The sequence below is a fragment of the Sinomonas sp. P47F7 genome, assembly GCF_049332655.1.
Lineage (GTDB): Bacteria > Actinomycetota > Actinomycetes > Actinomycetales > Micrococcaceae > Sinomonas.
Map to the genome: position 1 here is coordinate 1,586,596 of NZ_CP186327.1, position 24,470 is coordinate 1,611,065.

Sequence of the window (24,470 nt, forward strand, 5' to 3'; positions counted from 1 at the left end):
TTCTTTGACAGATTTTTCGCCCGTCGGGCCCGCTCACGGGTCGACGCTTGGGCCGGCGCGGTCGTCGGCATGCTCGACGAGGCCCATCGTTGCCAGCGCTAGCGCCACGAGGACCCACGCCCACGCGGCGAGCTCGGTCGGCATGTGGAAGCCGCTCGCCGACTTGAAAGCGGCGCCGCTCAGCCCCGCGACTGCGAACAGCGCGCCACCGAGACGCGGTCGGAGGCTCAAGACGCCGACCGCGAGGAGGGACGCCAATGCGAGTCCAGCGGTCGTCCAAGCCACCCACGGATACCTCCCGGGAAATACCGCGGCCACGACCAAGCAGCCAATGCACAGCAAGCCCGCAAGGATGGCGCCGGGCAGACGAAACTTCGAGTAGTGCATTCCGAGGCCCCCAGATCGGGCCCGACCCCCGCGGCGCCCGTACTTCCGACGATAGCCCTCCGGAGTGACACTGAGACGCGGCTGCGCGGGGCTCGGATCGCATAAGTGAGCCTAAACCGTCCCTTGAGACACCCACTGTTGTTCTAAGCCGTCGCCTGTCCTTGAATGGCCTCATGAAAGCCCTCTTCAAGGCCGGCCCCCAGCCCGGCTTCGAGCTCGTCGAGCGCCCCGAGCCACAGGCCGGGCCCGCCGACGTCAAGATCCGCGTCCTCGCGACCGGCATCTGCGGCACCGACCTCCACATCCAGTCCTGGGACGCAACGGCGCAGTCCATGATCACCGTCCCTCTCGTCCCCGGCCACGAGTTCTACGGCGAGGTCGTCGAGGTCGGCAGCGAGGTCCGCGAGGTCAAGGTCGGCGACCGCGTCTCGGGCGAAGGCCACATCGTGTGCGGAATGTGCCGCAACTGCCGCGCGGGTCGTCGGCAGATGTGCATCAACGTCTCGAGCGTCGGCGTGCAGCGCGACGGCGCGTTCGCCGAGTACGTCGTGATCCCCGAGACCAACGTCTGGGTCCACCACGATCCGTCGATCACCCCGGAACTCGGAGCGATCTTCGACCCGTTCGGCAACGCCGTGCACACCGCCCTGAGCTTCCCGCTCGTCGGCGAGGACGTGCTCATCACCGGCGCGGGGCCGATCGGCCTCATGGCCATCTCGGTGGCCCGCCACGCCGGCGCGCGCAAGATCGCGATCACCGACGTCTCCGCGTCGCGTCTCGAGCTCGCGCGCAGCATGGGGGTCGACCTCGCGGTCGACGTCTCGACCATGACGGTCCGCGAGGCGCAGCGCGAGCTCGGCATGCGCGAGGGCTTCGACGTGGGCTTCGAGATGTCCGGCCACCCCTCGGCACTGCCCGAGATGATCGAGAACATGAACCACGGCGGCCGCATCGCGATGCTCGGCCTCCCGGCCCAGCCGATCGAGGTCGACTGGGGCAAGATCGTCACCCACATGCTCACGCTCAAAGGGATCTACGGGCGCGAGATGTTCGAAACCTGGTACGCGATGAGCGCGATGCTCTCCTCCGACCCGGTCCTCCACCGCAACGTCGCGGCCGTGGTGACCGACGTCCTCCCGGCCTCGCGCTGGGAGGAGGGCTTCGCCGTCGCCCGCTCTGGCCGCGGCGGCAAAGTGGTGCTGGACTGGTCGGGCGTTTAGGGCGAAAGCGGAAGTTCAGAGGACGAGGAGAAGGGTAGATACATGTTCGCAGGCGTCAAGGAGCAGCTCGCGGCCGAGCTCGCGGAGATCCGCGCGGCGGGGACGTTCAAAGAGGAGCGGCACATCGACTCGCCGCAGTCGTCCCACATCCAGGCCGGCCCGCTCGACGCCCCAGCGGGGGAGGTGCTCAACTTCTGCGCGAACAACTACCTGGGCCTCGCCGATCACCCAGAGCTCATCGCCGCGGCGAAGCGGGCGCTTGACGAGCGCGGCTTCGGCATGGCGTCCGTGCGCTTCATCTGCGGAACCCAGGACGCCCACCTCGCGCTCGAGCGCCGCGTCTCCGAGTTCCTCGGCACCGAGAGCACGATCCTGTTCTCGAGCTGCTTCGACGCGAACGGGGGCGTCTTCGAGGCGCTGCTCGGGCCTGAGGACGCCGTCATCTCCGACGCCCTCAACCACGCGTCGATCATTGACGGAATCCGCCTGTGCAAGGCCGCGCGGCTCCGCTACGCGAACCGCGACATGGGCGAGCTCGAGGCGCGCCTGCGCGAGGCTGCGGCGATGAACGACGGCGTCGGCGCGCGGCGGACGCTCATCGTCACCGACGGCGTCTTCTCGATGGACGGCTACCTCGCGCCCCTCCGGGAGATCTGCGACCTCGCCGAGCGCTACGGCGCCATGGTCATGGTGGACGATTCCCACGCGGTCGGCTTCATGGGCTCGACCGGCGCTGGGACGCCCGAGCATGCCGGCGTATCCGACCGAATCGACATCTACACGGGGACGTTCGGCAAGGCCCTGGGCGGTGCGTCGGGCGGTTACGTCGCGGGCCGCGCCGAGATCGTGGCGGTACTGCGCCAGAAGGCACGTCCGTACCTCTTCTCCAACTCCGTGGCGCCCTCGATCGTCGCCGCAACCCTGCGCGCACTCGACCTCGTGGCCGGCTCCGGTGAGCTGCGCGAGCGGCTCTTCGAGAACGCCGGGCTGTTCCGCCGGCGCATGGTCGAGGAGGGCTTCGAGCTGCTCCCCGGCGAGCACGCGATCGTCCCGGTCATGTTCGGGGATGCCGCGCTCGCCGGCCGGATCGCGGCCGAGATGCTCGCCCACGGCGTCTATGTCACCGCGTTCTCGTACCCCGTGGTGCCGAAGGGCCTCGCGCGGATCCGGGTGCAGCTCTCAGCGGCGCACACCGCGGACGACGTCGAAACCGCCGTGGCGGCGTTCGTCGCCGCGCGCTCAGCGGTCGTTGGGTAGGGGGCCGTCACGGCACTGACCGTGGGGGTCACGGCATACCGAGCACCGCGGCGAGGACGCTGAGCACGAAAGTCGCGGCAATGATGGCGGCGGGAATGAGGCCTTCGAGTCGCCGCCGGGCCGTGGTCCGGGCGCCAACCTCCCGCGCGCGCAGGAGGACGAGTTCGAACTCGGGATCGTCGAGGGGATCGGGGCGTTTGTCTAGTACAGCCACGGGACCAGCCTCCACCGCACGGCGCGGCAGTAATCGCTGAAGTCGGTGTTGAATTCCTCGCGGAGGAGCCGCTCCTCTCCGGCGATCCGCAGGACGCAGAACACCGCCACGGGCACCACGAAGATAAGCCCTCCCGGACCCGCGGCGGTGAGCGCCATGCCCGAGAGCGCCGCCAGAATCCCCACGTAACCTGGGTGGCGCACGAGGGCGTACGGGCCGCGCCTCACGAGGTAATGGTCAGACGACTGGCGCTGGGGCGTGAGCCGGTAGCGGCCCCTGAGGGTAACCATCGCCGCGAGCCGGACCGCTACGCCACCCAAGGCCAGCGCGAAGCCAGCTCCCACGACGACGGGCAGCGGCCTCGCCATCAGGGGCGCCATGAGGGCAGGGCCGAGGAAGCTCAGGAGGGTGGCGGCCTTCATGACGTGGTCCATGGCCACGGCCTCCGCGGGCGCCCCGCGGCCGCCCCGCGCCGCGAACGCGAGCTCAGTGACGCCCAGAAGGGCAGCCGCGGTGACCCACGCCAGGGCGTCAGGCACGATTGCCCCTGACGAACCGACGCACCTGGAGCGCCGTGAGGGCGGCTGTCGCGGAGAACGGTACGACGACGAGGAGCATGAGGCCCCATTGCGGCCGGACTCCGAACTTGCCGGCCAGCCGGAACCCTTCGAACAACGGCGCCCCGAGGAACTGCTGGAGGAACGTTCCGTCCTGCGCCGAGGCGCGTGCAGCTTCGCTTGCGGTCACGAAGGCGATCGCGCCTATCGCCAGGGCGCCGACCCACACCAGGACCGATGCGACGCTGTACCACTTCCAGGCCCTCACGGTCTTGTCTTTCACGTTGATCCCCCTTGATTGTTCTTGTCTGCTTCGAGGTGCGGAGCTCAGCCTGCCGCCCACCGGCGCTGCTCGGCGGCGACCGCCGCGCCCACTGAGACGATGAGCGCGCACAGGCAGAGCGCCATCGAGAGCAGCGGCGAGTTTGAGCTGACGTCCACGGCGAACGTGCCGAGGGCCCCGGCGGCGGAGACCGTGGCCACCGACGCGAGCAGCTGCCCGGGGGCGTTGTCGAGCGGAAACGGGAGAATCCAGCCGGCGAGGGCGCTGATTGCGAACGCGGATGCTCCCGCCGTGGCCCACCCGCTCCACACGGTCCAGGCCGGGAGTCCGATCCACAGGGCTGTCACGAGGGGAGGGGCATACAGGCCGGCGAACCAGAGCAAGGCAATCCCGAACTGGCGCGCGACCCACGGTCCGACCTCGAGGTTGATGAGCTGTTGCGGTGGTCGCGTCGCAGGAAACAGGGAGCGCTGCTGCCGTGTGACCGAGCCGACCAGGCACGCGGCCACCATCAGGACGGGCGCCAGGAGCGGTTGCCTCAGTGGGGAGGGCACGGACGCGAGCAGAACACCCAGTCCGAGGACGAGCACCTCCGCGGCGACGGCGTTGGCCACGAGCGTCGCGTTGCGGGTCGAGTAGACGAGCTCGCCCACCGCGAGGGAGGACTTCTCCCCGCCGTTCCACCCCCGCCGGATGAGGCGCCGACGGCTGGCCACTTGGCCCCCGATGGCCCACGGGACAACGAAGCCAACCACGAGCAGACCGCCGAACGCCGCGAGGCCGACGACCCACGGCTCGATCGGCTCACCGAATCCGGCTTGCCGGACGATGGAAGGGAGGACGAGTGCGAGGTCGCCGACGGCGGGCCCGGCGGACCTCGACTGCCCGAAGCTCCGCCAGATCGCGGCCGTCGCGACGGCCGCCCAGACGAGCACCGCCAGCGGATACCGCACCGCAGTCCATGTCGAGCCCCGCAGCGCCAGAGAGACCCCAGACAGGACAAGCGCTCCCGTCCCCGCGCCCGCGGCGAGTGCCGTGACGATGAGCCCCACGGCGGCCGCAGGCGGGTACTGGGCGGCGATGAGCGCCGTCGCGGACGGGGTGATGGCGAGGCCGAGCAGGACCAGTGCGGTGGCCAAGACCGGGATCCACTCGAGAAGGGCCGTGCCGATCCTCGAGAGTGGGAGGGTCAGGAGCGCGCCGCGGGTGTTCCCGGAGGTGTCCCGCGCCGCCACGGAGAGGAGCACGATGCTGCCGCCGGCAAGGTAGACCAAGATGGCCACAAGGGGCGGGACGAACGCGCTCATCGTCTCGTTCGCCGTCGTCTGCCGGCGCGCCTCCGCGATGGCGAGGCCCTCGATCAAACAGACGATCGCGCCGACCGCGGCCGCGCGGGCGGCGCGCGACCATGCTGTGGTCATCCCCCCGAAGACGCGTCGATACGCGAGACGGAGTGTTGGAAGGACGAGGCTCATGGCAGGGTGGCCCCGCGATGGAGTCGGAGTGCCTCGACGATGGCCGGCTCAAGCCCCTCTGAGCCGCCGAGTTCGGGGACCGGCCGATCGAGCACGATGCTCCCCGCGTGGAGCACGATGAGCTGGTCGGCAACCCGGGACGTCAGGTCGAGGTCGTGGCTCGAGGCCAGCACCGTGGTCCCGCCTGCGACCAGCTCTCGGAGGAGACTCTCCAGGGCCCGCGCCGCGATGAAATCAAGACCGATGAACGGCTCGTCGAGAACGACCAGTTCCGGCTCTGCGAGGAGCGCGCCGACGATCTGAGCCTTCCGCGTCGTTCCAAGGCTCAGCGCGCCGAGCGGGCTCTTCTGGCCGAGCGGGAAGTCGAGCCGCTCCGCGAGGAACCCGGCCCGATCCATCGCGGCGTCCAGACGTTCGCGGCGGGCCCGTTCGTGGGCGATCCGGCAGTAGCTCCAATACTCGTGGGCGGTGAACTCGGGGAGCACGTCTTTGGGTGAGTCGCTCACGTAGCCGATGAGCGAAAGGAGCGCCGGGTTTCGCTCGGGAAGTGGCAGGCCGTCCCAGGTCGCGGCGCCGCCGTCGAGCTTTTGGAGCCCGAGGATACTGCGCAGGAGAGTGCTCTTTCCGGATCCGTTCGTTCCCACGAGCGTTGCGAATTCTCCCGTGTGAACGGTGGCAGTCACCGGACCGAGCGCGAAGCCCGGATAGGACGCTCGGAGGCCCCGGATCTCAAGCACGGGCGGTTTCCTTCCTGACGATGGCTCTGAGCGATGTGGCGATGCTCCGGCCGTCTCTGGCCAGCGGGGTCAGGCAGACGGCTTGGAACGCGGCGAGGGCCGCCACGCCCGCGAACGCCGAGAGGCGAAGCTGGTCGATTCCGGCAGCACTCCAGATAATGCCGGGGCCGACGACGATGGCCGCCATGACCGTGAGGTCGAGTGCGAGCGCCGCGAGTGGTCCGGCGGCGGTGACGGCCAGCCGGCGCGGTTCTGAGGCGGTCGTGTAGGAGATTCCCATTCCGGACGGACGGCAGTACACGCCGTAGACGGTGCATTTGCTGAGGCGCGCGGCAACGAGATGGGCCGATTCGTGAACGAATATGTTCGCGAGAAGCAACGTGAAATATCCGGACAAGAGCAGACACGCGGTGCGGACGCCCACACCCCGAGCGGAATCGGTGGGAGACAGGGCGAAGGCGAGCCCGGCGGCGGCGACAACGAGCGCGACCCCGATCCACGCCGTCGCCTGATGGGCCTCGAGGCCCGCTCTCGCGAGCCCCGTGATCGATCCGGGATAGCGGCGGAGCGATCGGCGGACTTCGCTTGCCGGGAGGGCGCCAGCCGTAAGCGCAGTGAAGGTGCGCCCTGGCAGTTCAGCGAGCCGGGCTGCGCGCTCCGACGAGAAGGATTCGCTCACCGAGAGGAGTCCCCGGGAGGATAGATCCTCCACGAACTCCCATATCGGGCCAGCGAGGGTTGTCGGAGGGGTCTCCCTCAGCTGGGAGAGACCCTCGACGACGGTCTCAACGTCCGCGGGTTCGGCGAAGACCGCGCACAGCGCAGCCCCGTCCTGGTCGAGCTCGTACACCTGCCCGTCGACGTCCTCGAGTGTGCTTCCGCTCAGGAGGACACCGGGTGCCAGGGTCACCACGGCATTCCGCCGGACGTCCCCGGCACCCGGCAGCATGACCATGGTCAGCAGCCAGAGCCCCAGTAGTTGCGGACGGCGTGCATGCAGGCGTCGAAGGAGCGAGCCTGGCACACACCACAGATGTAGGCGACGACGCCAAGGCCGACGCCAGCAATGCCGGCGACGGCGCCAATGATGGCCCAGTCGGCCTGCTCTTCGGTGCGTCCTCCGGTGCTCAGCAGGCGCGGAGCGAAGGACGCGTTCGGTGAGATTGCTTGAGTGGTCACAGGTACCCCCATAGGTGTGAGTTGGGCGTGGCTTCCCTTGAGCCACACTGCGATCCTTGCGTCCCGCAGGCATTGCTGTCAAGCGTCACTTACCATATGTGGAAATCTTAGGCGCCATTGTTGGGCGGTTGTGGAAAGGTTGTTAGGCACCGCCGTTTCGGTGCCCGGGACGGGCCGGAATGCGCGCGGTATCGTGGCCGCATGGCCACAACGGACAGCACCCACGACGTCGACGTCCTGATCGTGGGTGGCGGCATCGCCGGCCTATCCCTCGCCTCAGAACTCGCGGGAAAGTGCCGCGTGGCGCTCGTGGAGGCGGAGCAGAGCCTCGCCTACCACACGTCGTCGCGCTCGGCTCAGCAGCTCATTCCGAGCTACGGTCCCGCGCCGGTCCAGGAGCTCACGCGGCGCACTCTGCTCACGCTCCGCGGCGCAGTGGACGACGCCGGGCGGCGGCTCGCGTGGCCCAGCCGCTTCATGCTCGTGGGCACCGCCGCGGACGTTGCCGCGGAGGCCCACTCCGGAATGGGCCACCTCGCGCCCCACGAGGCCCGTGCCCTCGCTCCGGTGCTGCGCGAGGGAGCCTTCGAGGCGGCCGCGCTCGACACGGACTCGGTGCGCACGGACGCTCTCGCGCTCATCGGGGACCACGAGTCGAAGGCGCGTTCGGGCGGGGTGGCGATCCACGTCGGCAGCCCGGTCCACACGGCCCAGCGGGTCGGCGCGGGCTGGCTCGTCGGCGCGGGGGCGGAGGGGTTCCATGCGCTGAACGTCGTCAACGCGGCGGGCGCTTGGGCGGACGATCTCGCAATCCTGTTCGGCGTCGAGCGCCTGGGCCTGCAGCCGTTCCGCCGCACGGCCGCGCTCGTCTCGCTCGCCGAGCCGCTCGACCCGGACATGCCCATGATCGCCGCGGCCGACGACTCCTGGTACTTCCGCCCGGACGAGGTCGGGGCGCTCGTCTCGCCCGCCGAGACGGAGCCGAGCCGCGCCGAGGACGCCGTGCCGCGCCCGGGCGACGTCGAGCGCACCATCGAGCTCATCCGCGGCGTCGCCGAGCTGCCCGTCACAGGGATCCTCCGCGCCTGGACCGGGCTGCGGACCTCGCCCGCCGACGGCCTGCCCGTGCTCGGCTTCGACCCCGAGGCGCCCGGGTTCTTCTGGCTCGCAGGCCAGGGCGGCTACGGTTTCCAGACATCCGCGGCCATGGCGGAGGACGCTGCCGGCCAGCTCCTCGCGGGCGCCGAGGCCCTCCGGGTGGGCGTCCGTCCGGTATCCGAGACGGAGCGCGCGCTCGATCCGCACCGATTGTCGGTGCGTCGCTAGAGGATGGGGGCATGACCCTCCTCATCGACAACATCGGCGAGCTCTCGACCCAGGATTGGGGCGACGGGAGCCCCGAGGCAGCAGGGGCGAGCGTCCTCCATGACGCAGCCGTGATCCTCGACGGCGAGCGGATCGCGTGGGTGGGGCCATCGTCATCCGCGCCCGCCGCGGACGAGCGTTACGACGCCGAGGGCCGCGCCGCGCTGCCGGGCTGGGTGGACTCGCACAGCCACCTCGTCTTCGCGGGCGACCGCACCGCAGAGTTCGAGGCGCGCATGGCCGGCCAGGCGTACGCGGCCGGCGGCATCGGCGTGACGACGGCCGCGACGCGGGCCGCGTCCGACGGCGAGCTGCGGCGGCTGCTCGCAGCGCGCGTCGCGGAGGCGGCGGCGTGGGGGACCACGTATCTCGAGACGAAGACGGGGTACGGGCTCGACGTCGAGAACGAGCGGCGCAGCGCGATGCTCGCGGCAGGGGCCGTCGACGAAGTCACGTATCTGGGCGCGCACCTGGTGCCAGCCGGAACCGACGCCGAGGAGTACACCGACCTCGTGTGCGGCGAGATGCTTGACGCCGTCCGGCCGCACGTGCGCTGGGCCGACGTGTTCTGCGAGCGCGGCGCGTTCACCGAGGAGCAGTCGCGCCGCGTGCTGCTCGCGTGCCGTGACGCGGGCCTCGGGCTCCGCGTGCACGGCAACCAGCTGGGCCCGGGCGCGGGCGTGCGGCTCGCCGTCGAGGTCGGCGCGGCAAGCGTCGACCACGTGAACTTCCTCGACGACGCCGACGTCGAAGCGCTCGCAGGAACATGGAGCGCGTGGGCGGGCCCGGGTGCCGCGGAGGGTGCCGGCACGGTCGCGACGGTGCTCCCGGCGTGCGATCTCTCCACCCGGGCCCCGCTTGCCCCGGCCCGACGGCTGCTCGACGCTGGCGTCCAGATCGCCATCGCCTCGAACTGCAACCCCGGCACGAGCTACACGAGCTCAGTCGCCTTCTGCGTCACGACGGCGGTGCTCCAGATGGGCTTGAGCATCCAGGAAGCCGTGCGGGCCGCGACATTCGGCGGGGCGCTCGCGCTCCGGCGGCACGTCGGGAGGGACGAGGACGGAAAGCGCGCGGTGGGGTCGATCGCCGTCGGCCATCGCGCCGATGTCCACCTTCTCAACGCGCCCTCCGCCACACACCTCGCATATCGGCCCGGGATGCCGCTCACGCACGCCGTATGGCGCGCGGGCGAGCGGTTGCGCTAGGGGGCGGCAGGTGGTTGCTGAGGGGCTGGAGGCGTCGAGAGGACCGTGTCCGTGCGACTCCGATCGGCCCACTGGCTGAACGGGCGGTCGAGCTCGTAGCGCCCGTCGTCCTGCATCACGAGCGTGTGCACCCCGGCATTCTCGGGGTTGTTGAGCGATTCGAAGTATTCGACGGTCCAGTGGAACCAGCGCATGCAGAACAGGCGCATCGTGAGGCCGTGCGTCACGAGCAGGGTGTTGGGCGCGTGGCCCGGCTTGTTCCAGTGGCGGTGGAGCGTCTCGAGGAAGCTCGAGACGCGGTCGTACACGTCGCTCCCGGACTCGCCCTCGCGGAATCGGAAGAAGAAATGGCCGTAGGTGTCGCGCAGCTTCTTCTGCTGATCGATCTCCTCGGCGACCTGGTAGTTCGCCCAGTCCTGCTCGCGCAGCCGGGGTTCCTCGACGACCCGCTCGGTGAGGTCCGCAAGGTCCATGGCCTCGAGGCTCTGGTAGGCGCGCAGATACGGGGACACGTACACACGGACCCGCTCGCCTTCGAGCTGCTCGCGGATGCGGCGCCCGGCCTCGCGTGCCTGCTCGAGCCCGAGCTCTGTGAGCGGAATGCGGTAGTCCGGCACGCGCTCGTAGATGCTCGTGTCCAGGTTCGCGGCCGACTGGCCATGCCGGACCATGATGATCTGCCGCGGCGCGCTCATAGCACCCCAGCCTAAGGCAGGATGGTTGCATGCCCGATGCACTCGCCGTCGTCCGCTCAGCCTCCCGCACTCGCTCGCGGGTTCAGCTCCTCATCGTCCTGGGGCTCTCGCTCGGGCAGTCCGCGGTGTACTCGGTGGTGCAGCTCCTCGACAAGGCGACGCAGGCGCCGCTCGCCCAAGGGAAATCGACGCTCAATCGCTCGCTCAGCACGCGTGAATACTTCGATTTCGCGTATCAGCTGCTCGACATCGTCTTCTCGCTGGTTCCCGTGGCGCTGGCCCTGTACTTCGTGTGGGAGGCGGTGGGCCGTGGCGGGTGGCGGGCCCCGTTCCGACGTTTGGGCCTCGACTTCCGGCGGCCCGGGCGCGACGCCCTGTTCGGGGCCGGCCTCTTGCTCGCGATCGGTATTCCGTCGCTTGGCCTGTACTGGGCCGGGCGTGCCATCGGGCTTACGACGTCGATCATCCCGAGCGGCCTCGACCAGTATTGGTGGACGGTGCCCGTGCTCATTTTCTCCGCCGTGCGGCACGCGCTGGTCGAGGAGACGATCGTGGTCGGGTTCATGCTCGGCTGGCTGCGGCGGCTCGGCTGGAGTACGACGGCGGCGGTCGCCGCGAGCGCGATCCTGCGGGGGAGCTATCACCTGTACCAGGGCATCGGGCCGTTCGTCGGCAACGCCGTCATGGGGCTCGTGTTCTGCTGGGTGTACCGGCGGTACGGGCGCGTCATGCCGCTCGTCATCGCCCACGCGCTCCTCGACATCGTGGCCTTCGTGGGCTTCAGCCTCGTGGGCAAGGCCATCGGCCTGGGCTGAGCCGCGGGACGGGACCCCGCAACGCGCGGGACGGGACCCCGCAACACGCGGGACGGGACCCCGCAACGTTGCGGGGTCCCGTCCGAGAGGTTGCGGGTCTCTGGCCTAACGACCGGTCAGATCGTGACAGGACCGTTCTGCGTGTTGAACGTGACGGACATGATGCCCGGTGTGCCCTTCGGCGCGACCCACTCGACCTCGACGTCCTCGAGCGGCTTCTCGACCGGCTCGCCGAGCCACTCCGTCACGCGCTCGGCCGAGCCGGCGATCGTGAGCTTCGTGACCGAGACCGTGCCGGCGTAGGCGTTCGAGGGGTGCAGGCCCGGATCGCCCTCCCACTTGAGCATGTACGGGACCTGGGGATCGGCAATGAGGCCCAGGATGCCGATCTGCTTCCAGACGAGTTCGCGGCCGTCCGGGAACTTGCGGTTGCCGGGAACAGCCTTGCGGCCCAGTCGCTCCTCGAAGGGGACCAGATCGTCGACCTCGACGCACCAGCCCATCCATCCGCCGCCCGCGGCGGAGCGGGCGCGCACCGCCTGGCCGAACGGCGCCTTGTCCGACGCCGGGTGGTCGAGGACCTCGACGACCTCGAGGTAGTGGTGCGCCGTGAGCGGGATGATCATGTTGCGGGTGCCGAACCGAGGGTGGACCCCGCCCCTGACCGCCTCGACCCCCAGTGCGCTGGCTATACGTTCCGTCGTGGCCGCCAGGCCATCAGGTTCGCAGGCATAAGAAACATGGTCCATACGCATGCAGTCATCTTGGCACTTTGAGATGTTCGTCTCAGCTTAGGTTAACCTAACTTGTAACCCGCCGCCGGGAGCGAGACTTCCATAGTGGTACCTCCCGCGCCAGTTTCCGCGATCCGCACGGATCCGCCGTTGCGCACGGCGATCTCGCGCACGAGCGCGAGCCCGATCCCGTAGCTCCGCCGCGCGGCGAGTCCCGCGGTCCCCGAGCCCGCGAAGCGCTCGAAGACCCGCTCGGGGGAGCGGCCTTCGATCCCGGGGCCGGTGTCCGCCACGGTGAGCACCGCCGTCGTGCTTCGCCCCGAGCCGGGCGTGGTGCGCACGGCGACCGTCACGCGCCCGCCCTCGGGCGTGTACTTGAGTGCGTTGTCGAGCAGAGCCACGATGACGCGCCGCAGCGGCGCGGACGCGACCGGGACCCGGACCGGCCCGGCAGCGGGTTCGTGCTCGAGCGAGATTCCACGGTCGGCGGCGAGGACGCCGAAGTCGGCCACGACGTCGAGCGCGAGCTCGGCGAGGTCCGTGGGTGCCTCCGGGGTGTCGGCGCCCTGCCCCGCGATGCCGCCCAGGAGGTCCTCGATGACGGCGGCGAGCGAGGCCGAGTCGGCGCGCAACTCGGCGAGCACGGGCGCGGCCTCGCTCTCCGGCCCGAGCCGCTTCTGCGCGAGCTGGATGCGGGTGTCGAGCACGGCGAGCGGCGTGCGGAGCTCGTGGCTCGCGTCCTGGACGAAGCGCCGCTGGAGCGCGAGCGCCTCACCGAGCGGCCGGACGGCCCGCCGGGCGCTCAGCATCCCTACTACGCCTCCGAGCACGATCCCCGCCACGCCGCCCACCACGAGGATCCCGAGCACGTCCACGGTGTCGAGGAGCACCTGGGGCTCCGAGCGCTCGAGGTGCGCGAGCACCTCCTCGGGCTGCGACTTGGCCCACAGATAGACGGCGGCGGCTCCGAGCAGAAGGACGACGACGACGGCGATCGCCCCGGCGATCTGCCAGCCCACCTTGAGCGCTGCCCGGCGGAGCGCGGCCTCGTCGGAGTTGCGGGGCGGGCGCCGCGTGGGCATCACGAGAGCTCCCCGAGCTGATAGCCCACGCCGTGGACGGTCCTGATCACCGACTTGTCCGTCTTCTTCCTGAGGTAGTGCACGTAGGTGTCGACCGCGCCTGGAGTCTCGCCGGCGTCGAACGCCAGGGCGAGCAGCTCTGCGCGCGAGAACACGCGCTCGGGCTCCCGTGCGAGGACCGCGAGGAGCGCGGACTCGGTGCCCGAGAGTTCGACGCGGTCGCCGTAGCGCGAGGACAGGACGCGCGAGGCTGGGTCGAGCTCCCAATCGCCCACTGCGAGTCGGCCTCGCTTGGGGAGTGCGTAGCTGCGGGTCATGGCCCGGAGGCGCGCGGCGAGCTCGTCGGCGTCGAACGGCTTGACGAGGTAGTCGTCCGCGCCGGCGTCGAGGCCCTCGACCTTGTCGGGGACGGTCCCGAGGGCGGTGAGCAGGAGCACTGGGGTCGCGAGGCCCTTCGCGCGGAGAGACTGGACGAGCCGCAGCCCGTCGAGTCGGGGCAGGCCGCGGTCCACGACGAGGGCGTCCCACTCGCGCGCGAGCGCGAGCTCAAGCCCCTCGCGCCCGTCGGCGGCGAGGGTCACCGCGAAGTCCGTGCCCAGCAGCTCGGCCACGAGCGGGCCGAGCTGCCGGTCATCTTCGACGAGGAGCACGCGGGGTCGGAGGTCCATGGCTGCCATTGTGCCAAGGACGGCGTGCGCGAGGGGCTCGCGGTCAGTCGGCGGAACTCTCGGCGTACGCCTCGACAGGCTCGGCCTCAGCAGCCTCGGCCTCGCGCGCCTTCTTCGCGTTCCGGCGGTGGCGGAGCGCCTCGAACCCGATCGGCACCACCGACGCGAGGACGATGAGCACCGAGAGCACATCGATGTTCTTCTTGATGAATTCGACGTGGCCCAGCCACACGCCGAGCATGGTCACGGAGACCGCCCACGCGACGGCGCCGATCACGTTCCAGCCGATGAAGCGCCGGTACGGGTAGCGCGCCATCCCGGCCACGAGGGGAACGTACGTGCGCACGATCGGCACGAAGCGCGCGAGGACGAGCGCCCTCCCGCCGTAGCGCTCAAAGAACGATTCCGCGCTCTCGAGATGGCTCAGCTTGAGGATCTTCGCGTCCTCGCGGAACCAGCGCTTGCCCACGGCCCGGCCGAGCAGATAGCCCGCCTGATCGCCGGCGATGGCCGCGACCATGACCACGAGAATGAGCATCGGCAGCGAGAGTCCGAGCTGGGCGTGGAGGAGCCCGACCGTGAAGAGGAGCGAATCGCCCGGCAGGAACGGGAACAGGAGCCCCGATTCGATGAAGACGATGAGGCCCACGACGCCGAGGACCCAGGGTCCGGCGTCGACGAGCAGAGAGGTCGGGTCAAGCATGGGGTTGTCCTGTCAGTAGAGCGTGACGGTGTCGGTCAGCGGTGTTCGCTCAGCGGTGTTCGCTCAGCGGTACTCGAGGCGCGCCACGAACGGGACGCGGTTGAGGATGGGCATCGCGAGTTTGTTCCAGAGCCCGCACCAGAGCACGATGCCTGCCACCGAGGCGGGGAACGACGCGATGACGTCGATGGGGTAGTGAACGCCCACGTAGACGCGGGAGATCGCGACGAAGCCGGAGAAGACCATCCCGAGGATGAGCACCCAGATGCCCCAGCGCTTGTCGCGGAACAGGAAGTACAGCGCGATAGTGAGCGAGACGGCGAAGCACACGTGGCCGCTCGGGAAGCTGTTCGGGTCCATGTCCGGGGAGAGCGGGTTCGCGAGGAGGCCCGGATCCGGACGGTGCCGGTGCACGCCGTACTTGAAGATGAGGCTGTAGACCCACCCGAAGCCGGTGATGGAGACGACCGCGAGTGCGTCGATGGGCGTGCGCCGGAGGAACCAGAGGATGACGATGAGGAGCACGAGGATCACAATGGCGCCGGAGGGGCCCAGGATCTTCTCGAGCGCGAGCGAGACCGTGTTGAGCCAGCCGACGTGCTGGGTGCTCATGGTCTGGTTGACGCTCAGCTCGGCATCGGTGACGGGGGTGGTCTTCGCGAGGAAGCCGAGGGCAAAGACCACAATGCTCATCGCGACCGGCACGAGGATCCAGTGCCGCAGGCTCGGGAGAGTGACGAGTCGGCTGCGCGGGGAGCGCGCCGTGCGGGCGCCGCGCGCCGCGTAGTCGGGAGAGGTCATGTGCCTATCCTGCCCTGCCCGGTCTAAGACGGCTCTAAGAACCGCCCCGGAACCGGAAAGGAGTTTGCGGCGGGCCCGGCGGGCTGCGACACTCGGATCGGCACGATCGTGCCGATCTACCGCGATGGCTGTTGCTTGACTCACACGAGGCTGCCGCGCGAGCATGGAATCGGAACGATCGTGCCGCTCGGTGCGAAAGCCGGAATCGGAGCCGGGGGAAACATGCAGGAAGCGGTCCGGGACCTCGCCGCCCTGGTGAGGGACCGCCGTCGTGCGCTGAGCCTCACGCAGCAGGACCTCGCGGACCTCGCCGGGGTGTCCGAGCGCTTTGTCCGCTTCGTCGAGCAAGGCAAGGCGAGCGTGCGCCTCGACACCCTCGCGGCCGTGCTCGACGCGCTCGGACTCGAGCTCGCCGTCGTCGCCCGGGCGCACTCGAGGGCGCACTCCGGGGCGGCGACCGGCCGATGACCCGCCACCGCATCGCGGACGTGTACAAGGCCGGCGTGCTCGCGGCGCGGCTCGAGCGAGCGGACGGCGGTACGCGCTTTTCCTACGTGCCCGCCTATCTCGCGGCGGGCGGCGAGCCGGTCGCGAGCACGCTCCCGTTGACCGCGCGGCCGGTCGACGCCCCTGCCGGTGCGGTCCCGCCCTTCTTCACTGGACTGCTGCCCGAGGGGCGGCGGCTCGCGTCGCTGCGCCGCGCCGTCAAGACGAGCGCCGACGACGAGTTGGGCCTCCTCATGGCGGCGGGCGGGGACCCCGTGGGGGACGTCCAGATCGTCCCGCACGGCGAGCCGCTCGCGGGGGAGGAGCACGCTGTCGAGCTGGATGCCCGGCGCCCGCCGGACTTCGCGGCGCTCGTCGACGACCCCACGCTCGTGGACCCCAAGGCGCTCGCGGGCGTCCAGGACAAAGTGAGCGCGGGCATGATCTCGCTGCCCGCCGCGCAGTCCGGACGGCGCTACATCCTCAAGCTCAACGCGCCGGAGTTCCCGCACGTCGTGGAGAACGAGCACCTCATGTACCGCTTCGCGGAGCGGCTCCGCCTCCCGCTGAGCGGAGTCAAGCTCGTCCACGACGTGGCCGGGCGCGCCGGCCTGCTCGTCGAGCGCTTCGACCGCCCGGCGCTGCCGGGCGGCGGCACGGCCCGCCTCGCGGTCGAGGACGGCTCGCAGCTGCTCGGACTGTACCCGGCGGACAAATACAACGTGAGCTACGAGGAGCTCTGCCGCGCCGTCGCGGCGCACTGCGCGGCCGAACTCCCCGCGCTGCGGAACCTCGCGCTCCAGGGGGCGTTCGCGTGGCTCGTGGGCAACGGCGACCTGCACGCCAAGAACGTCTCCGTGGTGCGCGGGCTCGCCGCGCCGGGCGAATGGACGGTCGCGCCGGTCTACGACATCCCCTCGACCGTCCCGTACGGGGACAAGTCGCTCGCGCTCCCGCTCGGCGGCAAGCGCATGGGCCTCTCGCGGCGCCATTTCCTCGGCTGGGCGGCGCAGCTCGGGCTCCCGGCGCGCTCCGCCGCCGGCGTCGTCGACACGGCGCTGAGGGCTGCGGGCCCACTCGTGGCGGCGCTCGAGGCGGACGACGGCGGGGCCTCGCCCTTCCCGGCGACCCAGACTCGCGCGTGGGTCAAGGAGCTCAAGCACCGGCGGCGGCTCATGGAGGGCTGAGGCCGGCCCCCGGATCCCTGTGGCCTGTCTTCACACACGGTCACACATTTGCCCGCGCGATTCCGCGGCCTTCTACACTCGCATCAGGTCATGAGTGCCAGCGCTAAACCCCGGTTTGCTGGCCGGCAACCCTCCTGCCGCGGTGGGGTGCCCCGGGTGAAGACCTGGGCCGGCGAAATCCGCCGGTCAAGTGCAGCGTGAAGGGAATGCTATGTCCAGCAACCCCCAGTGGTCCTTTAAGGCCCCCATCTACGTCGAGACGGCCGCATGACGGTCGTGGACCGCATCGCCACCCCAGCTACCACCCCCGCGCCGACTGCCGCTCCCTCCGGGGACGCACTCCAGGCCGAACCACGCGACGGGGTGCTCCGCTGGCTCGGGATCGGCGCCCTCGAATTCGAGGCGGGGGGAGAGCTCCCCGAGGTTGAGCTCGCCTACGAGACGTGGGGAACGCTCAACGCCGATGCGTCCAACGCCGTGCTCATCCACCACGCGCTCACCGGCTCCACCCACGTGGCCCAAGGGCACACCGAGGAACCCGGCTGGTGGGACGCGCTCGTGGGCCCGGGCAAGCCCGTGGACACCGAGAGGTACTTCGTGGTGGCCGCCAACATGGTCGGCGGGTGTTACGGCAGCACGGGCCCGGGGTCGCCCGATCCTGACGGCCGGCCGTGGGGCTCGCGGTTCCCGTTCGTGACGATCCGCGATTCCGTGCGGGCCGAGGCTCGGCTCGCGGACGGACTCGGGATCCGGCGCTGGCACGCGGTGGTGGGTGGCTCGATGGGAGGGGCTCGGGCGCTCGAATGGGGCGCGACGTACCCCGAACGGGTCAAGCATTGTGTCGTCGTTGCGATCGGCGCCTACAGCACGGCCGAGCAGATCGCGATCGCCCAGTCCCAGGTGCTCGCCATCCGGCAGGATCCGAATTTCCGCGACGGCGACTACTACGGCAGGGCGACGCCGAGCGCGGGCCTGGGCCTTGCGCGGCGGATCGCGCACATCAGCTACCGTTCGGAGGCTGAGCTGGGGCATCGCTTCGGTCGCCGCGGACAGGGGGCCGAGGACCCGTTCGACGCCTCGGCTGGGATCGCGTCCCGTGGTCGCTACCAGGTCGAGAGCTACCTGGACCATCAGGCGGACAAGCTCGTGGGTCGGTTCGACGCGAACAGCTACGTGATCTTGACCGAGGCCCTCATGAGCCACGACGTGGGTCGCGGACGCGGGGGTGTGGCGCGGGCGCTCGCGGGGGCGCAGGCCGAATTCTTCCTCGCGGCCGTCGACTCGGACCGCCTGTACTTCACCGAGCAGAGCGAGGAACTCGCCGCGGCGCTCCCCGGCGACGTTCCCGTCTACCGCATCGACGCGAAGATCGGCCACGACGGCTTCCTGACCGAGATCGGCCAGCTCGGCTCGGAGCTGCGGAAGCAGGTCTTCACGCTCTAGCCACCCACTCCGGCCCGCGGCGAGGGGTGAGGGACACAGTGCGTCCACAGGAACCACTCGTTGAAGGCACAACCAGGCCCCCCAAGCTGGGTGTACAGCGACAGATGCAGTACGCCGGTATGAGGGAGGGCACGATGGGCCAGAACATCCGAGAAGTCGGTCGACGCCGAGCACGCTTGGCGGCGGTTGCGGTGGGGGCCTCGAGCGTCTTGGGGGCCGCCGCGGTCGCGGCGGCGGTGTACGTCCCGTCCGCGATTCAGACCGTCTCGACGACCACGGGCACGAGCTCGTCGGACACGGGCTCCGGGTCGACCAGCTCGGGTTCGACCAGCTCCGGCACGACGAGCTCAGGCACGACGACCACGGGCACCACGCAGTCGAGCCAGGGTCTCCAGTCTTCCTCCGGCGGAAGCGCCGTGGGCCACTCGTCGGGGTCGTGACGTGATCGCCTACCGCGACTTCGAGGCCTTCACGTGCGAGTGCCGTCTGGCCGTTGCCGATCCCGAGGTGCTCGAGCCTGCCCTGGCCAGGGTGCAGGAAACGCTCGCCGCGGTCGACGCCGCGTGCAGCCGCTTCCGGGAGGACTCCGAGCTGAGCATGCTCGAGCGCGCCGGCGGCGGGGAGGCGAGCCCGCTCTTGGTCTCGCTCGTGCGGGCTGCGCTCGGTGTCGCCGAGCGCAGCGGCGGGACGGTCGTTCCGACGCTGGGCCGCGAGTTGGCGGTGCTCGGCTACGGTCCGGCCGGCGGCTCGTTCCGGTTCGCGGACGACGGCGGTGCCTCCTTAAGCGGCAGCGCCGAGTACGGTTCGGTGTCCCTCGTGACGCAGCGCGAGCTTCCCGCCGAGAGTTGGCGCGGCGTGCGCCTGGACGGCTCCGTGCTCACGGTGCCCGCCGGCGTCGCCCTCGATCTCGGCGCTAGCGCGAAGGCGCTCGCCGCGGATCTCTGCGCGCGGCAGGTGTCCGAGCGCTGGGGTACCTCGGTGCTCGTGTCGCTCGGCGGCGACATCGCGACCGCGGGCCCCGAGGCGTGGGAGGTTCGCGTTCAGGACCTCCCCGACGATCCGACCACGCAGGTGCGCCTCGTCGGCGGCTGGGCCCTCGCCACGTCGAGCACCCAGAAGCGCCGCTGGAGCTCCGGATCGATGCAGTTCCACCACATCCTCGACCCGTGGACCTCGCTCCCGGCCGAGCCGGTGTGGCGCAGCGTGTCCGTGGCGGCACCGGATTGCGTGGGCGCGAACATGGCCAGCACGGGGGCGATCGTCCGCGGCGACCGCGCCCTCTCGTGGCTCCGCGAGTTCGGCTGTCCGGCACGGCTCGTGCGGCACGATGGCGGCGTCCTCGAACTCAACGGCTGGCCCGCGGCGGAGAGGGTCTGACATGAACGAGATCATGTGGGCCTTCGGGCGGGCGAGCGGAATCGTCTCGCTCGTGCTCTTCACACTCGTTCTCGTGCTCGGCGTCGTGAGCCGCTCGGGCCGTCCCCTCCCGGCGCTTCCCCGCTTCTCGGTCGCGCTCCTCCACCGGAGCACGTCCCTCCTCGCGCTCGTCTTCCTGGCCCTCCATGTGGGGACCCTCATGCTGGACAGCCACGCGAAGCTTTCGCTCCCGGACGCCGTGGTGCCGTTCGTCGCCGGCAGGAACCCGTTCTGGGTGGGCCTTGGCACGGTCGCGTTCGATCTTGTCATCGCGCTCGTCGTCACGGGCCTGCTGCGCCAGCGCATCGGCCAGCGCATGTTCCGCGCCGTCCACTGGGCCGCGTACGCGATGTGGCCGTTCGCCTTCGCCCACGCTCTGGGCTCGGGGACGAACGCCGCGGACCTCTGGTTCCAGACGCTCGCGTGGACGTGCGCCGGGGCCGTGGTCTGTGCCGGCGGCTGGCGACTGAGTGCCCGCTTCGTCGAAACGTCCCGTGCCCGCCTCGGACAGGTCTGAGGAGGAGACATGACCACCATGACGCGTGGGCTCACGAGGCTCGGCACCGGCCGGCTGTTCGCCGCCGGCGGCGTCACTCTTGCCGCGCACGAGGCGGCGTACGGCCCCCGGCCCCTGCGTTGGACGAGGGAAGGCCTCCTCCGCGAGCTCGAGGCCTCCGGCCTGACCGGCCGAGGCGGCGCGGGCTTCCCCGCGTGGCGCAAGCTCGGCTCGGTGGGCAACGGCCGCCGGCCCGTTGTCGTCGCCAACGGCGCCGAGGGCGAGCCGCTCAGCCACAAGGACGCGGCGCTCTTGCGGCACGCGCCGCACCTCGTGCTCGACGGCCTCGTCACAGCAGGGGAGGCCGTCGGTGCGACCGAACTCTTCCTCTACGCGACGGCCGGGACGCTCTCCCGTGTCGAGGCGGCCCTCGCCGAGCGCCGCGACCGCGTGCCCGTCAAGCTCGTCGAGGCGCCCAAGGCCTTCATCTCAGGTGAGGCCTCCGCCGTGGTCAACGCCCTCGAAACTGGCGCCGCGCTGCCGAAAGACAAGCCCGCGCGGCTCGGCGTCTCGGGCTACAGGGGGCGGCCAACGCTCCTGCACAACGTCGAGACGCTCGCGCAGCTCGCGCTCGTGGCCCGTTACGGCGCCGAGTGGTTCCGGAGCGAAGGGAGCTCCGACGATCCCGGGTCGAGGCTCTTCAGCGTGGGCGGCGACGTGCCCGCGGAGACTGTCGTGGAGGCGCCGGGCGGCGCCACCCTGCGAGAGCTCCTCGAGCTGGGCGGGGTCGACCCGGAGTTCGCGACGGCCGTGCTCGTGGGCGGTTATCACGGGGCGTGGGTTCCCGCCGACGCCTTCGACCTGCCCGTCACGGCGCGCGGTCTGCAGCGTTACGGCGCCTCTCCCGGCGCCGGCGTGCTCATGGTCCTCGCGCGCGAGCGCTGCGGGCTCGAGACGGCCGCGCGGGTGACCCGCTATCTCGCGGAGAGCTCGGCGCGCCAATGCGGTCCCTGCATGTTCGGGCTCCCCGCCATGGCGGATGTCCTCGAGCGGATCGCCGCGGGCGAGCGGACGCCCTGGCTCGCTGCCGAGGCGGAGCGGTTCGCGGGCCTCGTGGCGGGCCGTGGCGCGTGCCACCACCCGGACGGCAGCGCGAAGTTCGTGCGCAGCTCGCTCACGGTCTTCCGCGACGAGGTCCAAGCGCACCTCGCCGGGACGTGCACGGCCCACGGAGGGCAGGGGCGATGAGCCGGACGGAACTGGAGCTGCACATCGACTTCGCACGCTGCGACGGCCGCGGCCTGTGCGTGGAGCTCCTTCCCGAGCTCCTCGCGCGAGACGAATGGGGCTATCCCATGGGTCGCGGCGGGAAGGACATCCCGATCCCCGGGCAGCTCGCCGACGCCGCGCAGGACGCCGTGGGCCTCTGCCCGGTCCAGGCGCTCCTCCTGCGGCGCGTCAGCCGCGCATGACCTCGTTGCGGGCCTTCATGTACTCCTCGAGGGAGATCTTCTGGTCGGTGAACTGCTGGTCGAGCTCTGCGAGCTTCCGGGCCCGGTAGCCCTGCTGCTCGGCGTCGGGTCCGGGCGCCGGGAGCGCGCTCTGCGGGGCGCCCGGCGGCTGCTGCTGGGCGGGTCGCTGTTGGGCGGGTCGCTGTTGGGCCGGCCGTTGCTGGGAGGTGCGCTGCTGGGAGGTCCGCTGCTGCGTGGGCGCCTGCTGGCCCGGGAATGTGCCCGGCGGGATGGGCTGCTGCCACCAGTTCCCGCCCGGGTTTCCTCCCGGCGCCGGCGGCGGGGGCATGGGCTGGCCGGCTCCCGTGGGGTTCTGCTGCGGGGGCCGCTGGCCGCCCTGATACCCGTGCGGGTAGGGGTTGCCGGGGTAGCCGCCATAGCGGTTGTACCCTCGGTCGCGCGGGGGAATCTGGCCCCGATTGCGCGGGGGCTGGCCGATCTTCCGCATGATGAAGGGGACCACCCACGCGAGGACGATCACCCAGAATATCCAGCTCATGGCCGCCTCCGGTCCGATGCGCCCGGCCTGCCGGGCCAGTATGTCTTCAGCCTACTCGCCGCCCTCGTCCGTTCCCACGGGGTCTCCCAGGGCCTCCCGCGCCCCGATGGCGTCGCCCGTTCCCAAGGGGACGCCCACGCCGAAGACGGGCGACGCCGTCGGCCGCTTGGCCGAGATGCCGTCGCCGCTCGACTTGTGGCGGATCCGGCGGATCACCCAGGGCACGAAGTACTCCCGCGCCCACACGAGGTCCTCGGCGCGCGCGGCGCGCCACGAGCGTGAGGGCAGGGGCGCCGGCTCCATGGGGGAGAGCTCGTGCGGGACGTTGAGCGCCCCGAGCGCCATGATCGCGATCGTGTGGTGGCCCAGCGGCGAGAAGTGCAGCCGGTCGCTCGCCCACATGCGCGAATCCGAGAGCTGGCGCAGGCTCCACATGTCCGCGATGATCGCGTCGTGCCGCGCGGCGACCGTGCGCAGGTTCTCGTTGTAGATGGCCACCTTGCCGCGGATGGCGCTCAGCACGGGCGTCGACCCGATGTCCGGGCCGTTGAAGAGCAGCACCGTTGCGCCGGTCTCGGCGACGCGGCCGACGGCGCCGTCGAGCCTCACAGCGAGGGCGTCAGGATCGCTTCCCGGGCGCAGGAGGTCGTTGCCTCCCGCCGAGATGGACACGAGGTCGGGGGAGAGGGCGAGCGCCGGCTCGAGCTGCTCGTCGAGGATCTTCCCGAGAAGCCGTCCGCGGATCGCGAGATTGGCGTAGGCGAAGTCCTCGCTGCCCCGGGAAAGCTCCTCCGCGAGGCGGTCCGCCCAGCCGCGGTGCCCGCCAGGCGAGGAAACGTCGGGGTCGCCGATCCCCTCGGTGAACGAATCGCCCATGGCTACGTACCGGTGCCACGGGTGGCGTTGGCCGTCCGAGAGCTGTACGTCGCGATGATTGGGCTGGGTCATGTCCGTCACTCCTGCATTATCTATCCCGCGTTAACGCCGCAAGGTGGCCGACTGTGCCCGGCCACGCCGAAGCAATTTACTTGACACTTCAACCATGTGTCAGAATGGTTGGCATGACTGAGGCCCAGACCACCCCCAGCTATCCGGCGACGTACCCGACGCACCACGCTGTGTGGAGCCGCCCGGAGGAGGAACGGGCGGGGACTCCGCTGATCGTCCTGCTCCACGGCTACGGCGCGAACGAGGCGGACCTCATGGGCCTCGTGCCGCTCCTGCCTTCAGAGTTCACCGTCGTCGCCCTGCGGGCCCCTCAGGAGCTCGCGCCGGGGGCCTACCAGTGGTTCCCGCTCGTCGCGGCCGCCGACTTCGGGCTGGCCCAGGTCGAGGCCGCGAGCGAGTACGTCCTCGAGTGGCTCGACCCGGTCCGCGCGCAGCACACATCGGTGACCCTGCTCGGCTTCTCGATGGGCATGGCCATGGCGACGACGCTCCTGCGGCGCCGCCCGGGTGACTTCGCCGCCGTCGTCGGTCTGTCTGGGTTCGCGATTAAGGGTGGCCTGGGCGGGAGCAAAGCCGCGGCCGGGGACAAGACTGCGGGCGGGGCCGACGGCTGGCCCTACGTTCGCGACGCCGAGCTCGACGGTACCGTGCCGTTCTTCTGGGGTCGGGACCAGGCCGATCCGGTCATCACGCCGGACAAGGTCGAGTTCACGCTCGGCTGGGTCCGAGGCCGCGTTGACCTCACGAAGATCGTCTACGAAGGGATCCTGCACAGCATCAGCGGGCCCGAGATGGCCCACGTCGCGGAATTCCTGCGCTTCAAGGTGCTCACGCGCGGCTGACGAGGCGAACCTGCTGGCCCTTGACCTCGACGACGTCGCCTGCGGCGAGCTGCCTGCCGCGCCGCTCCTCGATGTCTCCGTTGACCTTGACGAGGCCGCCGCGGATCAAGTCGGCGGCCTCGACGCCGTCCTCGACGAGGGAGGCCAGCTTGAGGAGCTGGCCGAGCCGGATGGTGCCCTCGCGGATCTCGACATCTTCCATGGCTCCCACTTTATCCACCCGCCCACCGCCCGTTATCCACCCGCCCACCGCCCGTTATCC

Annotated in this window: 30 protein-coding genes and 1 riboswitch; of the genes, 13 read left to right on the plus strand and 17 right to left on the minus strand. The window is 70.6% G+C overall.

The features are described 5' to 3' along the window. Positions 1-33: 33 nt before the first annotated feature. Positions 34-285 (minus strand): hypothetical protein, encoded by a 252-nt coding sequence (locus ACOKR1_RS07485; RefSeq protein ID WP_422936066.1) that lies wholly within the window; start codon positions 283-285, stop codon positions 34-36. 275 nt (positions 286-560) lie between these two features. Here ACOKR1_RS07485 and tdh point away from each other — a divergent pair, with 275 nt between their 5' ends. After that, positions 561-1,607, plus strand: a complete 1,047-nt coding sequence (tdh, locus tag ACOKR1_RS07490) for an L-threonine 3-dehydrogenase (RefSeq protein ID WP_422936067.1) — start codon at positions 561-563, stop codon at positions 1,605-1,607. Positions 1,608-1,649: 42 nt separating this feature from the next. Then, positions 1,650-2,864: a glycine C-acetyltransferase gene (locus tag ACOKR1_RS07495; protein WP_415854772.1), complete on the plus strand. Its 1,215-nt coding sequence runs from the start codon at positions 1,650-1,652 to the stop codon at positions 2,862-2,864. A gap of 28 nt (positions 2,865-2,892) precedes the next feature. Here the strand turns inward: ACOKR1_RS07495 and ACOKR1_RS07500 are convergent, their stop codons facing one another. Genes ACOKR1_RS07500 through ACOKR1_RS07530 form a run of 7 tightly spaced genes read right to left on the minus strand, consistent with a single transcriptional unit; the run spans position 2,893 to position 7,309 of the window. Beyond that, entirely contained in the window at positions 2,893-3,078 is a 186-nt protein-coding gene (locus ACOKR1_RS07500; protein WP_422936068.1) for a hypothetical protein, read from the minus strand. Continuing rightward, positions 3,066-3,617, minus strand: coding sequence for an isoprenylcysteine carboxylmethyltransferase family protein (locus ACOKR1_RS07505; RefSeq protein WP_422936069.1), 552 nt, complete (start codon positions 3,615-3,617; stop codon positions 3,066-3,068). The genes ACOKR1_RS07500 and ACOKR1_RS07505 overlap by 13 nt, the downstream gene beginning before the upstream one ends. Next, positions 3,610-3,918, minus strand: a complete 309-nt coding sequence (locus ACOKR1_RS07510; protein WP_422936070.1) for a transcriptional regulator — start codon at positions 3,916-3,918, stop codon at positions 3,610-3,612. The genes ACOKR1_RS07505 and ACOKR1_RS07510 overlap by 8 nt, the downstream gene beginning before the upstream one ends. Positions 3,919-3,962: 44 nt before the next feature. Beyond that, on the minus strand, positions 3,963-5,339 hold the full coding sequence (locus ACOKR1_RS07515; protein ID WP_422936071.1) for a hypothetical protein: 1,377 nt from the start codon (positions 5,337-5,339) through the stop codon (positions 3,963-3,965). Between the two features lie 50 nt (positions 5,340-5,389). Next, a complete protein-coding gene (locus ACOKR1_RS07520) occupies positions 5,390-6,130 on the minus strand; it encodes an ATP-binding cassette domain-containing protein (RefSeq protein WP_422936072.1) in 741 nt (246 codons plus the stop codon). After that, positions 6,123-7,040 carry a hypothetical protein gene (locus ACOKR1_RS07525; RefSeq protein WP_422936073.1) on the minus strand — a complete coding sequence of 306 codons (918 nt, stop codon included), beginning with the start codon at positions 7,038-7,040 and terminating at the stop codon, positions 6,123-6,125. The genes ACOKR1_RS07520 and ACOKR1_RS07525 overlap by 8 nt, the downstream gene beginning before the upstream one ends. 47 nt (positions 7,041-7,087) lie before the next feature. Further along, positions 7,088-7,309 carry a hypothetical protein gene (locus ACOKR1_RS07530; protein WP_415854765.1) on the minus strand — a complete coding sequence of 74 codons (222 nt, stop codon included), beginning with the start codon at positions 7,307-7,309 and terminating at the stop codon, positions 7,088-7,090. A gap of 201 nt (positions 7,310-7,510) precedes the next feature. Between ACOKR1_RS07530 and ACOKR1_RS07535 the strand changes: the two genes are divergently transcribed. Both ACOKR1_RS07535 and hutI read left to right on the plus strand, forming a co-directional pair. Continuing rightward, positions 7,511-8,635, plus strand: coding sequence for an NAD(P)/FAD-dependent oxidoreductase (locus ACOKR1_RS07535; protein WP_422936074.1), 1,125 nt, complete (start codon positions 7,511-7,513; stop codon positions 8,633-8,635). An 11-nt stretch (positions 8,636-8,646) separates the two neighbouring features. Further along, a complete protein-coding gene (hutI, locus tag ACOKR1_RS07540) occupies positions 8,647-9,882 on the plus strand; it encodes an imidazolonepropionase (RefSeq protein ID WP_422936075.1) in 1,236 nt (411 codons plus the stop codon). Here the strand turns inward: hutI and ACOKR1_RS07545 are convergent. Continuing rightward, a complete protein-coding gene (locus tag ACOKR1_RS07545; RefSeq protein ID WP_422936076.1) occupies positions 9,879-10,577 on the minus strand; it encodes a histidine phosphatase family protein in 699 nt (232 codons plus the stop codon). The genes hutI and ACOKR1_RS07545 overlap by 4 nt on opposite strands. 29 nt (positions 10,578-10,606) lie before the next feature. Between ACOKR1_RS07545 and ACOKR1_RS07550 the strand changes: the two genes are divergently transcribed. After that, positions 10,607-11,392, plus strand: a complete 786-nt coding sequence (locus ACOKR1_RS07550; RefSeq protein ID WP_422936077.1) for a CPBP family intramembrane glutamic endopeptidase — start codon at positions 10,607-10,609, stop codon at positions 11,390-11,392. A 116-nt stretch (positions 11,393-11,508) separates the two neighbouring features. Here ACOKR1_RS07550 and ACOKR1_RS07555 read toward each other — a convergent pair whose 3' ends face one another. The 5 genes from ACOKR1_RS07555 to ACOKR1_RS07575 form a co-directional block, all read right to left on the minus strand. Continuing rightward, positions 11,509-12,147 carry a VOC family protein gene (locus tag ACOKR1_RS07555; RefSeq protein ID WP_422936078.1) on the minus strand — a complete coding sequence of 213 codons (639 nt, stop codon included), beginning with the start codon at positions 12,145-12,147 and terminating at the stop codon, positions 11,509-11,511. A 41-nt stretch (positions 12,148-12,188) separates the two neighbouring features. Next, positions 12,189-13,208 (minus strand): sensor histidine kinase, encoded by a 1,020-nt coding sequence (locus tag ACOKR1_RS07560; RefSeq protein WP_422936577.1) that lies wholly within the window; start codon positions 13,206-13,208, stop codon positions 12,189-12,191. Then, entirely contained in the window at positions 13,208-13,876 is a 669-nt protein-coding gene (locus tag ACOKR1_RS07565) for a response regulator transcription factor (RefSeq protein ID WP_422936079.1), read from the minus strand. The genes ACOKR1_RS07560 and ACOKR1_RS07565 overlap by 1 nt, the downstream gene beginning before the upstream one ends. Positions 13,877-13,919: 43 nt before the next feature. After that, positions 13,920-14,579: a VTT domain-containing protein gene (locus ACOKR1_RS07570; RefSeq protein ID WP_422936080.1), complete on the minus strand. Its 660-nt coding sequence runs from the start codon at positions 14,577-14,579 to the stop codon at positions 13,920-13,922. 63 nt (positions 14,580-14,642) lie between these two features. Continuing rightward, positions 14,643-15,380, minus strand: coding sequence for a phosphatase PAP2 family protein (locus ACOKR1_RS07575; RefSeq protein WP_422936081.1), 738 nt, complete (start codon positions 15,378-15,380; stop codon positions 14,643-14,645). A 222-nt stretch (positions 15,381-15,602) separates the two neighbouring features. On the opposite strand from ACOKR1_RS07575, the gene ACOKR1_RS07580 reads away from it, so the two are divergent. The 7 genes from ACOKR1_RS07580 to ACOKR1_RS07610 all read left to right on the plus strand — a co-directional run bounded on the left by ACOKR1_RS07580 (position 15,603) and on the right by ACOKR1_RS07610 (position 21,880). Continuing rightward, entirely contained in the window at positions 15,603-15,848 is a 246-nt protein-coding gene (locus tag ACOKR1_RS07580; protein ID WP_422936082.1) for a helix-turn-helix transcriptional regulator, read from the plus strand. Continuing rightward, a complete protein-coding gene (locus ACOKR1_RS07585; RefSeq protein ID WP_422936083.1) occupies positions 15,845-17,053 on the plus strand; it encodes a type II toxin-antitoxin system HipA family toxin in 1,209 nt (402 codons plus the stop codon). The genes ACOKR1_RS07580 and ACOKR1_RS07585 overlap by 4 nt, the downstream gene beginning before the upstream one ends. An 86-nt stretch (positions 17,054-17,139) precedes the next feature. Next, a riboswitch (SAM riboswitch) is annotated at positions 17,140-17,252 on the plus strand. A 68-nt stretch (positions 17,253-17,320) separates the two neighbouring features. After that, positions 17,321-18,496, plus strand: coding sequence for a homoserine O-acetyltransferase MetX (gene metX / locus ACOKR1_RS07590; RefSeq protein WP_422936084.1), 1,176 nt, complete (start codon positions 17,321-17,323; stop codon positions 18,494-18,496). A 441-nt stretch (positions 18,497-18,937) separates the two neighbouring features. Beyond that, positions 18,938-19,873, plus strand: coding sequence for an FAD:protein FMN transferase (locus ACOKR1_RS07595; RefSeq protein WP_422936085.1), 936 nt, complete (start codon positions 18,938-18,940; stop codon positions 19,871-19,873). Position 19,874: 1 nt separating this feature from the next. After that, entirely contained in the window at positions 19,875-20,429 is a 555-nt protein-coding gene (locus tag ACOKR1_RS07600) for a ferric reductase-like transmembrane domain-containing protein (protein ID WP_422936086.1), read from the plus strand. Positions 20,430-20,438: 9 nt separating this feature from the next. After that, the gene (locus ACOKR1_RS07605; RefSeq protein ID WP_422936087.1) at positions 20,439-21,656 is read left to right on the plus strand and encodes an NADH-ubiquinone oxidoreductase-F iron-sulfur binding region domain-containing protein; all 1,218 of its coding nucleotides are present in this window, start codon (positions 20,439-20,441) and stop codon (positions 21,654-21,656) included. Then, positions 21,653-21,880, plus strand: coding sequence for a ferredoxin (locus ACOKR1_RS07610; RefSeq protein ID WP_422936088.1), 228 nt, complete (start codon positions 21,653-21,655; stop codon positions 21,878-21,880). Before ACOKR1_RS07605 ends, ACOKR1_RS07610 begins: the two co-directional genes overlap by 4 nt. On the opposite strand, the gene ACOKR1_RS07615 is transcribed toward ACOKR1_RS07610, so the two are convergent. Then, positions 21,867-22,418, minus strand: coding sequence for a hypothetical protein (locus ACOKR1_RS07615; protein ID WP_422936089.1), 552 nt, complete (start codon positions 22,416-22,418; stop codon positions 21,867-21,869). The genes ACOKR1_RS07610 and ACOKR1_RS07615 overlap by 14 nt on opposite strands. Before the next feature lie 51 nt (positions 22,419-22,469). Beyond that, the gene (locus ACOKR1_RS07620; RefSeq protein ID WP_422936090.1) at positions 22,470-23,366 is read right to left on the minus strand and encodes an SGNH/GDSL hydrolase family protein; all 897 of its coding nucleotides are present in this window, start codon (positions 23,364-23,366) and stop codon (positions 22,470-22,472) included. Between the two features lie 113 nt (positions 23,367-23,479). Here ACOKR1_RS07620 and ACOKR1_RS07625 point away from each other — a divergent pair, with 113 nt between their 5' ends. Further along, positions 23,480-24,208, plus strand: a complete 729-nt coding sequence (locus ACOKR1_RS07625) for an alpha/beta hydrolase (protein ID WP_422936091.1) — start codon at positions 23,480-23,482, stop codon at positions 24,206-24,208. Here the strand turns inward: ACOKR1_RS07625 and ACOKR1_RS07630 are convergent. Beyond that, positions 24,195-24,410, minus strand: a complete 216-nt coding sequence (locus ACOKR1_RS07630) for an RNA-binding S4 domain-containing protein (RefSeq protein ID WP_422936092.1) — start codon at positions 24,408-24,410, stop codon at positions 24,195-24,197. The genes ACOKR1_RS07625 and ACOKR1_RS07630 overlap by 14 nt on opposite strands. Positions 24,411-24,470 lie beyond the last annotated feature (60 nt).

Bases quoted from the DNA above. Each gene is read 5' to 3' on its own strand.
- tdh (WP_422936067.1), top strand. From the start codon at position 561: ATGAAAGCCCTCTTCAAGGCCGGCCCCCAGCCCGGCTTCGAGCTCGTC.
- ACOKR1_RS07495 (WP_415854772.1), top strand. From the start codon at position 1,650: ATGTTCGCAGGCGTCAAGGAGCAGCTCGCGGCCGAGCTCGCGGAGATC.
- ACOKR1_RS07515 (WP_422936071.1), bottom strand. From the start codon at position 5,339: ATGACCACAGCATGGTCGCGCGCCGCCCGCGCGGCCGCGGTCGGCGCG.
- ACOKR1_RS07535 (WP_422936074.1), top strand. From the start codon at position 7,511: ATGGCCACAACGGACAGCACCCACGACGTCGACGTCCTGATCGTGGGT.
- hutI (WP_422936075.1), top strand. From the start codon at position 8,647: ATGACCCTCCTCATCGACAACATCGGCGAGCTCTCGACCCAGGATTGG.
- ACOKR1_RS07545 (WP_422936076.1), bottom strand. From the start codon at position 10,577: ATGAGCGCGCCGCGGCAGATCATCATGGTCCGGCATGGCCAGTCGGCC.
- ACOKR1_RS07550 (WP_422936077.1), top strand. From the start codon at position 10,607: ATGCCCGATGCACTCGCCGTCGTCCGCTCAGCCTCCCGCACTCGCTCG.
- ACOKR1_RS07555 (WP_422936078.1), bottom strand. From the start codon at position 12,147: ATGCGTATGGACCATGTTTCTTATGCCTGCGAACCTGATGGCCTGGCG.
- ACOKR1_RS07560 (WP_422936577.1), bottom strand. From the start codon at position 13,208: ATGCCCACGCGGCGCCCGCCCCGCAACTCCGACGAGGCCGCGCTCCGC.
- ACOKR1_RS07565 (WP_422936079.1), bottom strand. From the start codon at position 13,876: ATGGACCTCCGACCCCGCGTGCTCCTCGTCGAAGATGACCGGCAGCTC.
- ACOKR1_RS07570 (WP_422936080.1), bottom strand. From the start codon at position 14,579: ATGCTTGACCCGACCTCTCTGCTCGTCGACGCCGGACCCTGGGTCCTC.
- ACOKR1_RS07575 (WP_422936081.1), bottom strand. From the start codon at position 15,380: ATGACCTCTCCCGACTACGCGGCGCGCGGCGCCCGCACGGCGCGCTCC.
- ACOKR1_RS07580 (WP_422936082.1), top strand. From the start codon at position 15,603: ATGCAGGAAGCGGTCCGGGACCTCGCCGCCCTGGTGAGGGACCGCCGT.
- ACOKR1_RS07585 (WP_422936083.1), top strand. From the start codon at position 15,845: ATGACCCGCCACCGCATCGCGGACGTGTACAAGGCCGGCGTGCTCGCG.
- metX (WP_422936084.1), top strand. From the start codon at position 17,321: ATGACGGTCGTGGACCGCATCGCCACCCCAGCTACCACCCCCGCGCCG.
- ACOKR1_RS07600 (WP_422936086.1), top strand. From the start codon at position 19,875: ATGAACGAGATCATGTGGGCCTTCGGGCGGGCGAGCGGAATCGTCTCG.
- ACOKR1_RS07605 (WP_422936087.1), top strand. From the start codon at position 20,439: ATGACCACCATGACGCGTGGGCTCACGAGGCTCGGCACCGGCCGGCTG.
- ACOKR1_RS07610 (WP_422936088.1), top strand. From the start codon at position 21,653: ATGAGCCGGACGGAACTGGAGCTGCACATCGACTTCGCACGCTGCGAC.
- ACOKR1_RS07615 (WP_422936089.1), bottom strand. From the start codon at position 22,418: ATGAGCTGGATATTCTGGGTGATCGTCCTCGCGTGGGTGGTCCCCTTC.
- ACOKR1_RS07620 (WP_422936090.1), bottom strand. From the start codon at position 23,366: ATGACCCAGCCCAATCATCGCGACGTACAGCTCTCGGACGGCCAACGC.
- ACOKR1_RS07625 (WP_422936091.1), top strand. From the start codon at position 23,480: ATGACTGAGGCCCAGACCACCCCCAGCTATCCGGCGACGTACCCGACG.
- ACOKR1_RS07630 (WP_422936092.1), bottom strand. From the start codon at position 24,410: ATGGAAGATGTCGAGATCCGCGAGGGCACCATCCGGCTCGGCCAGCTC.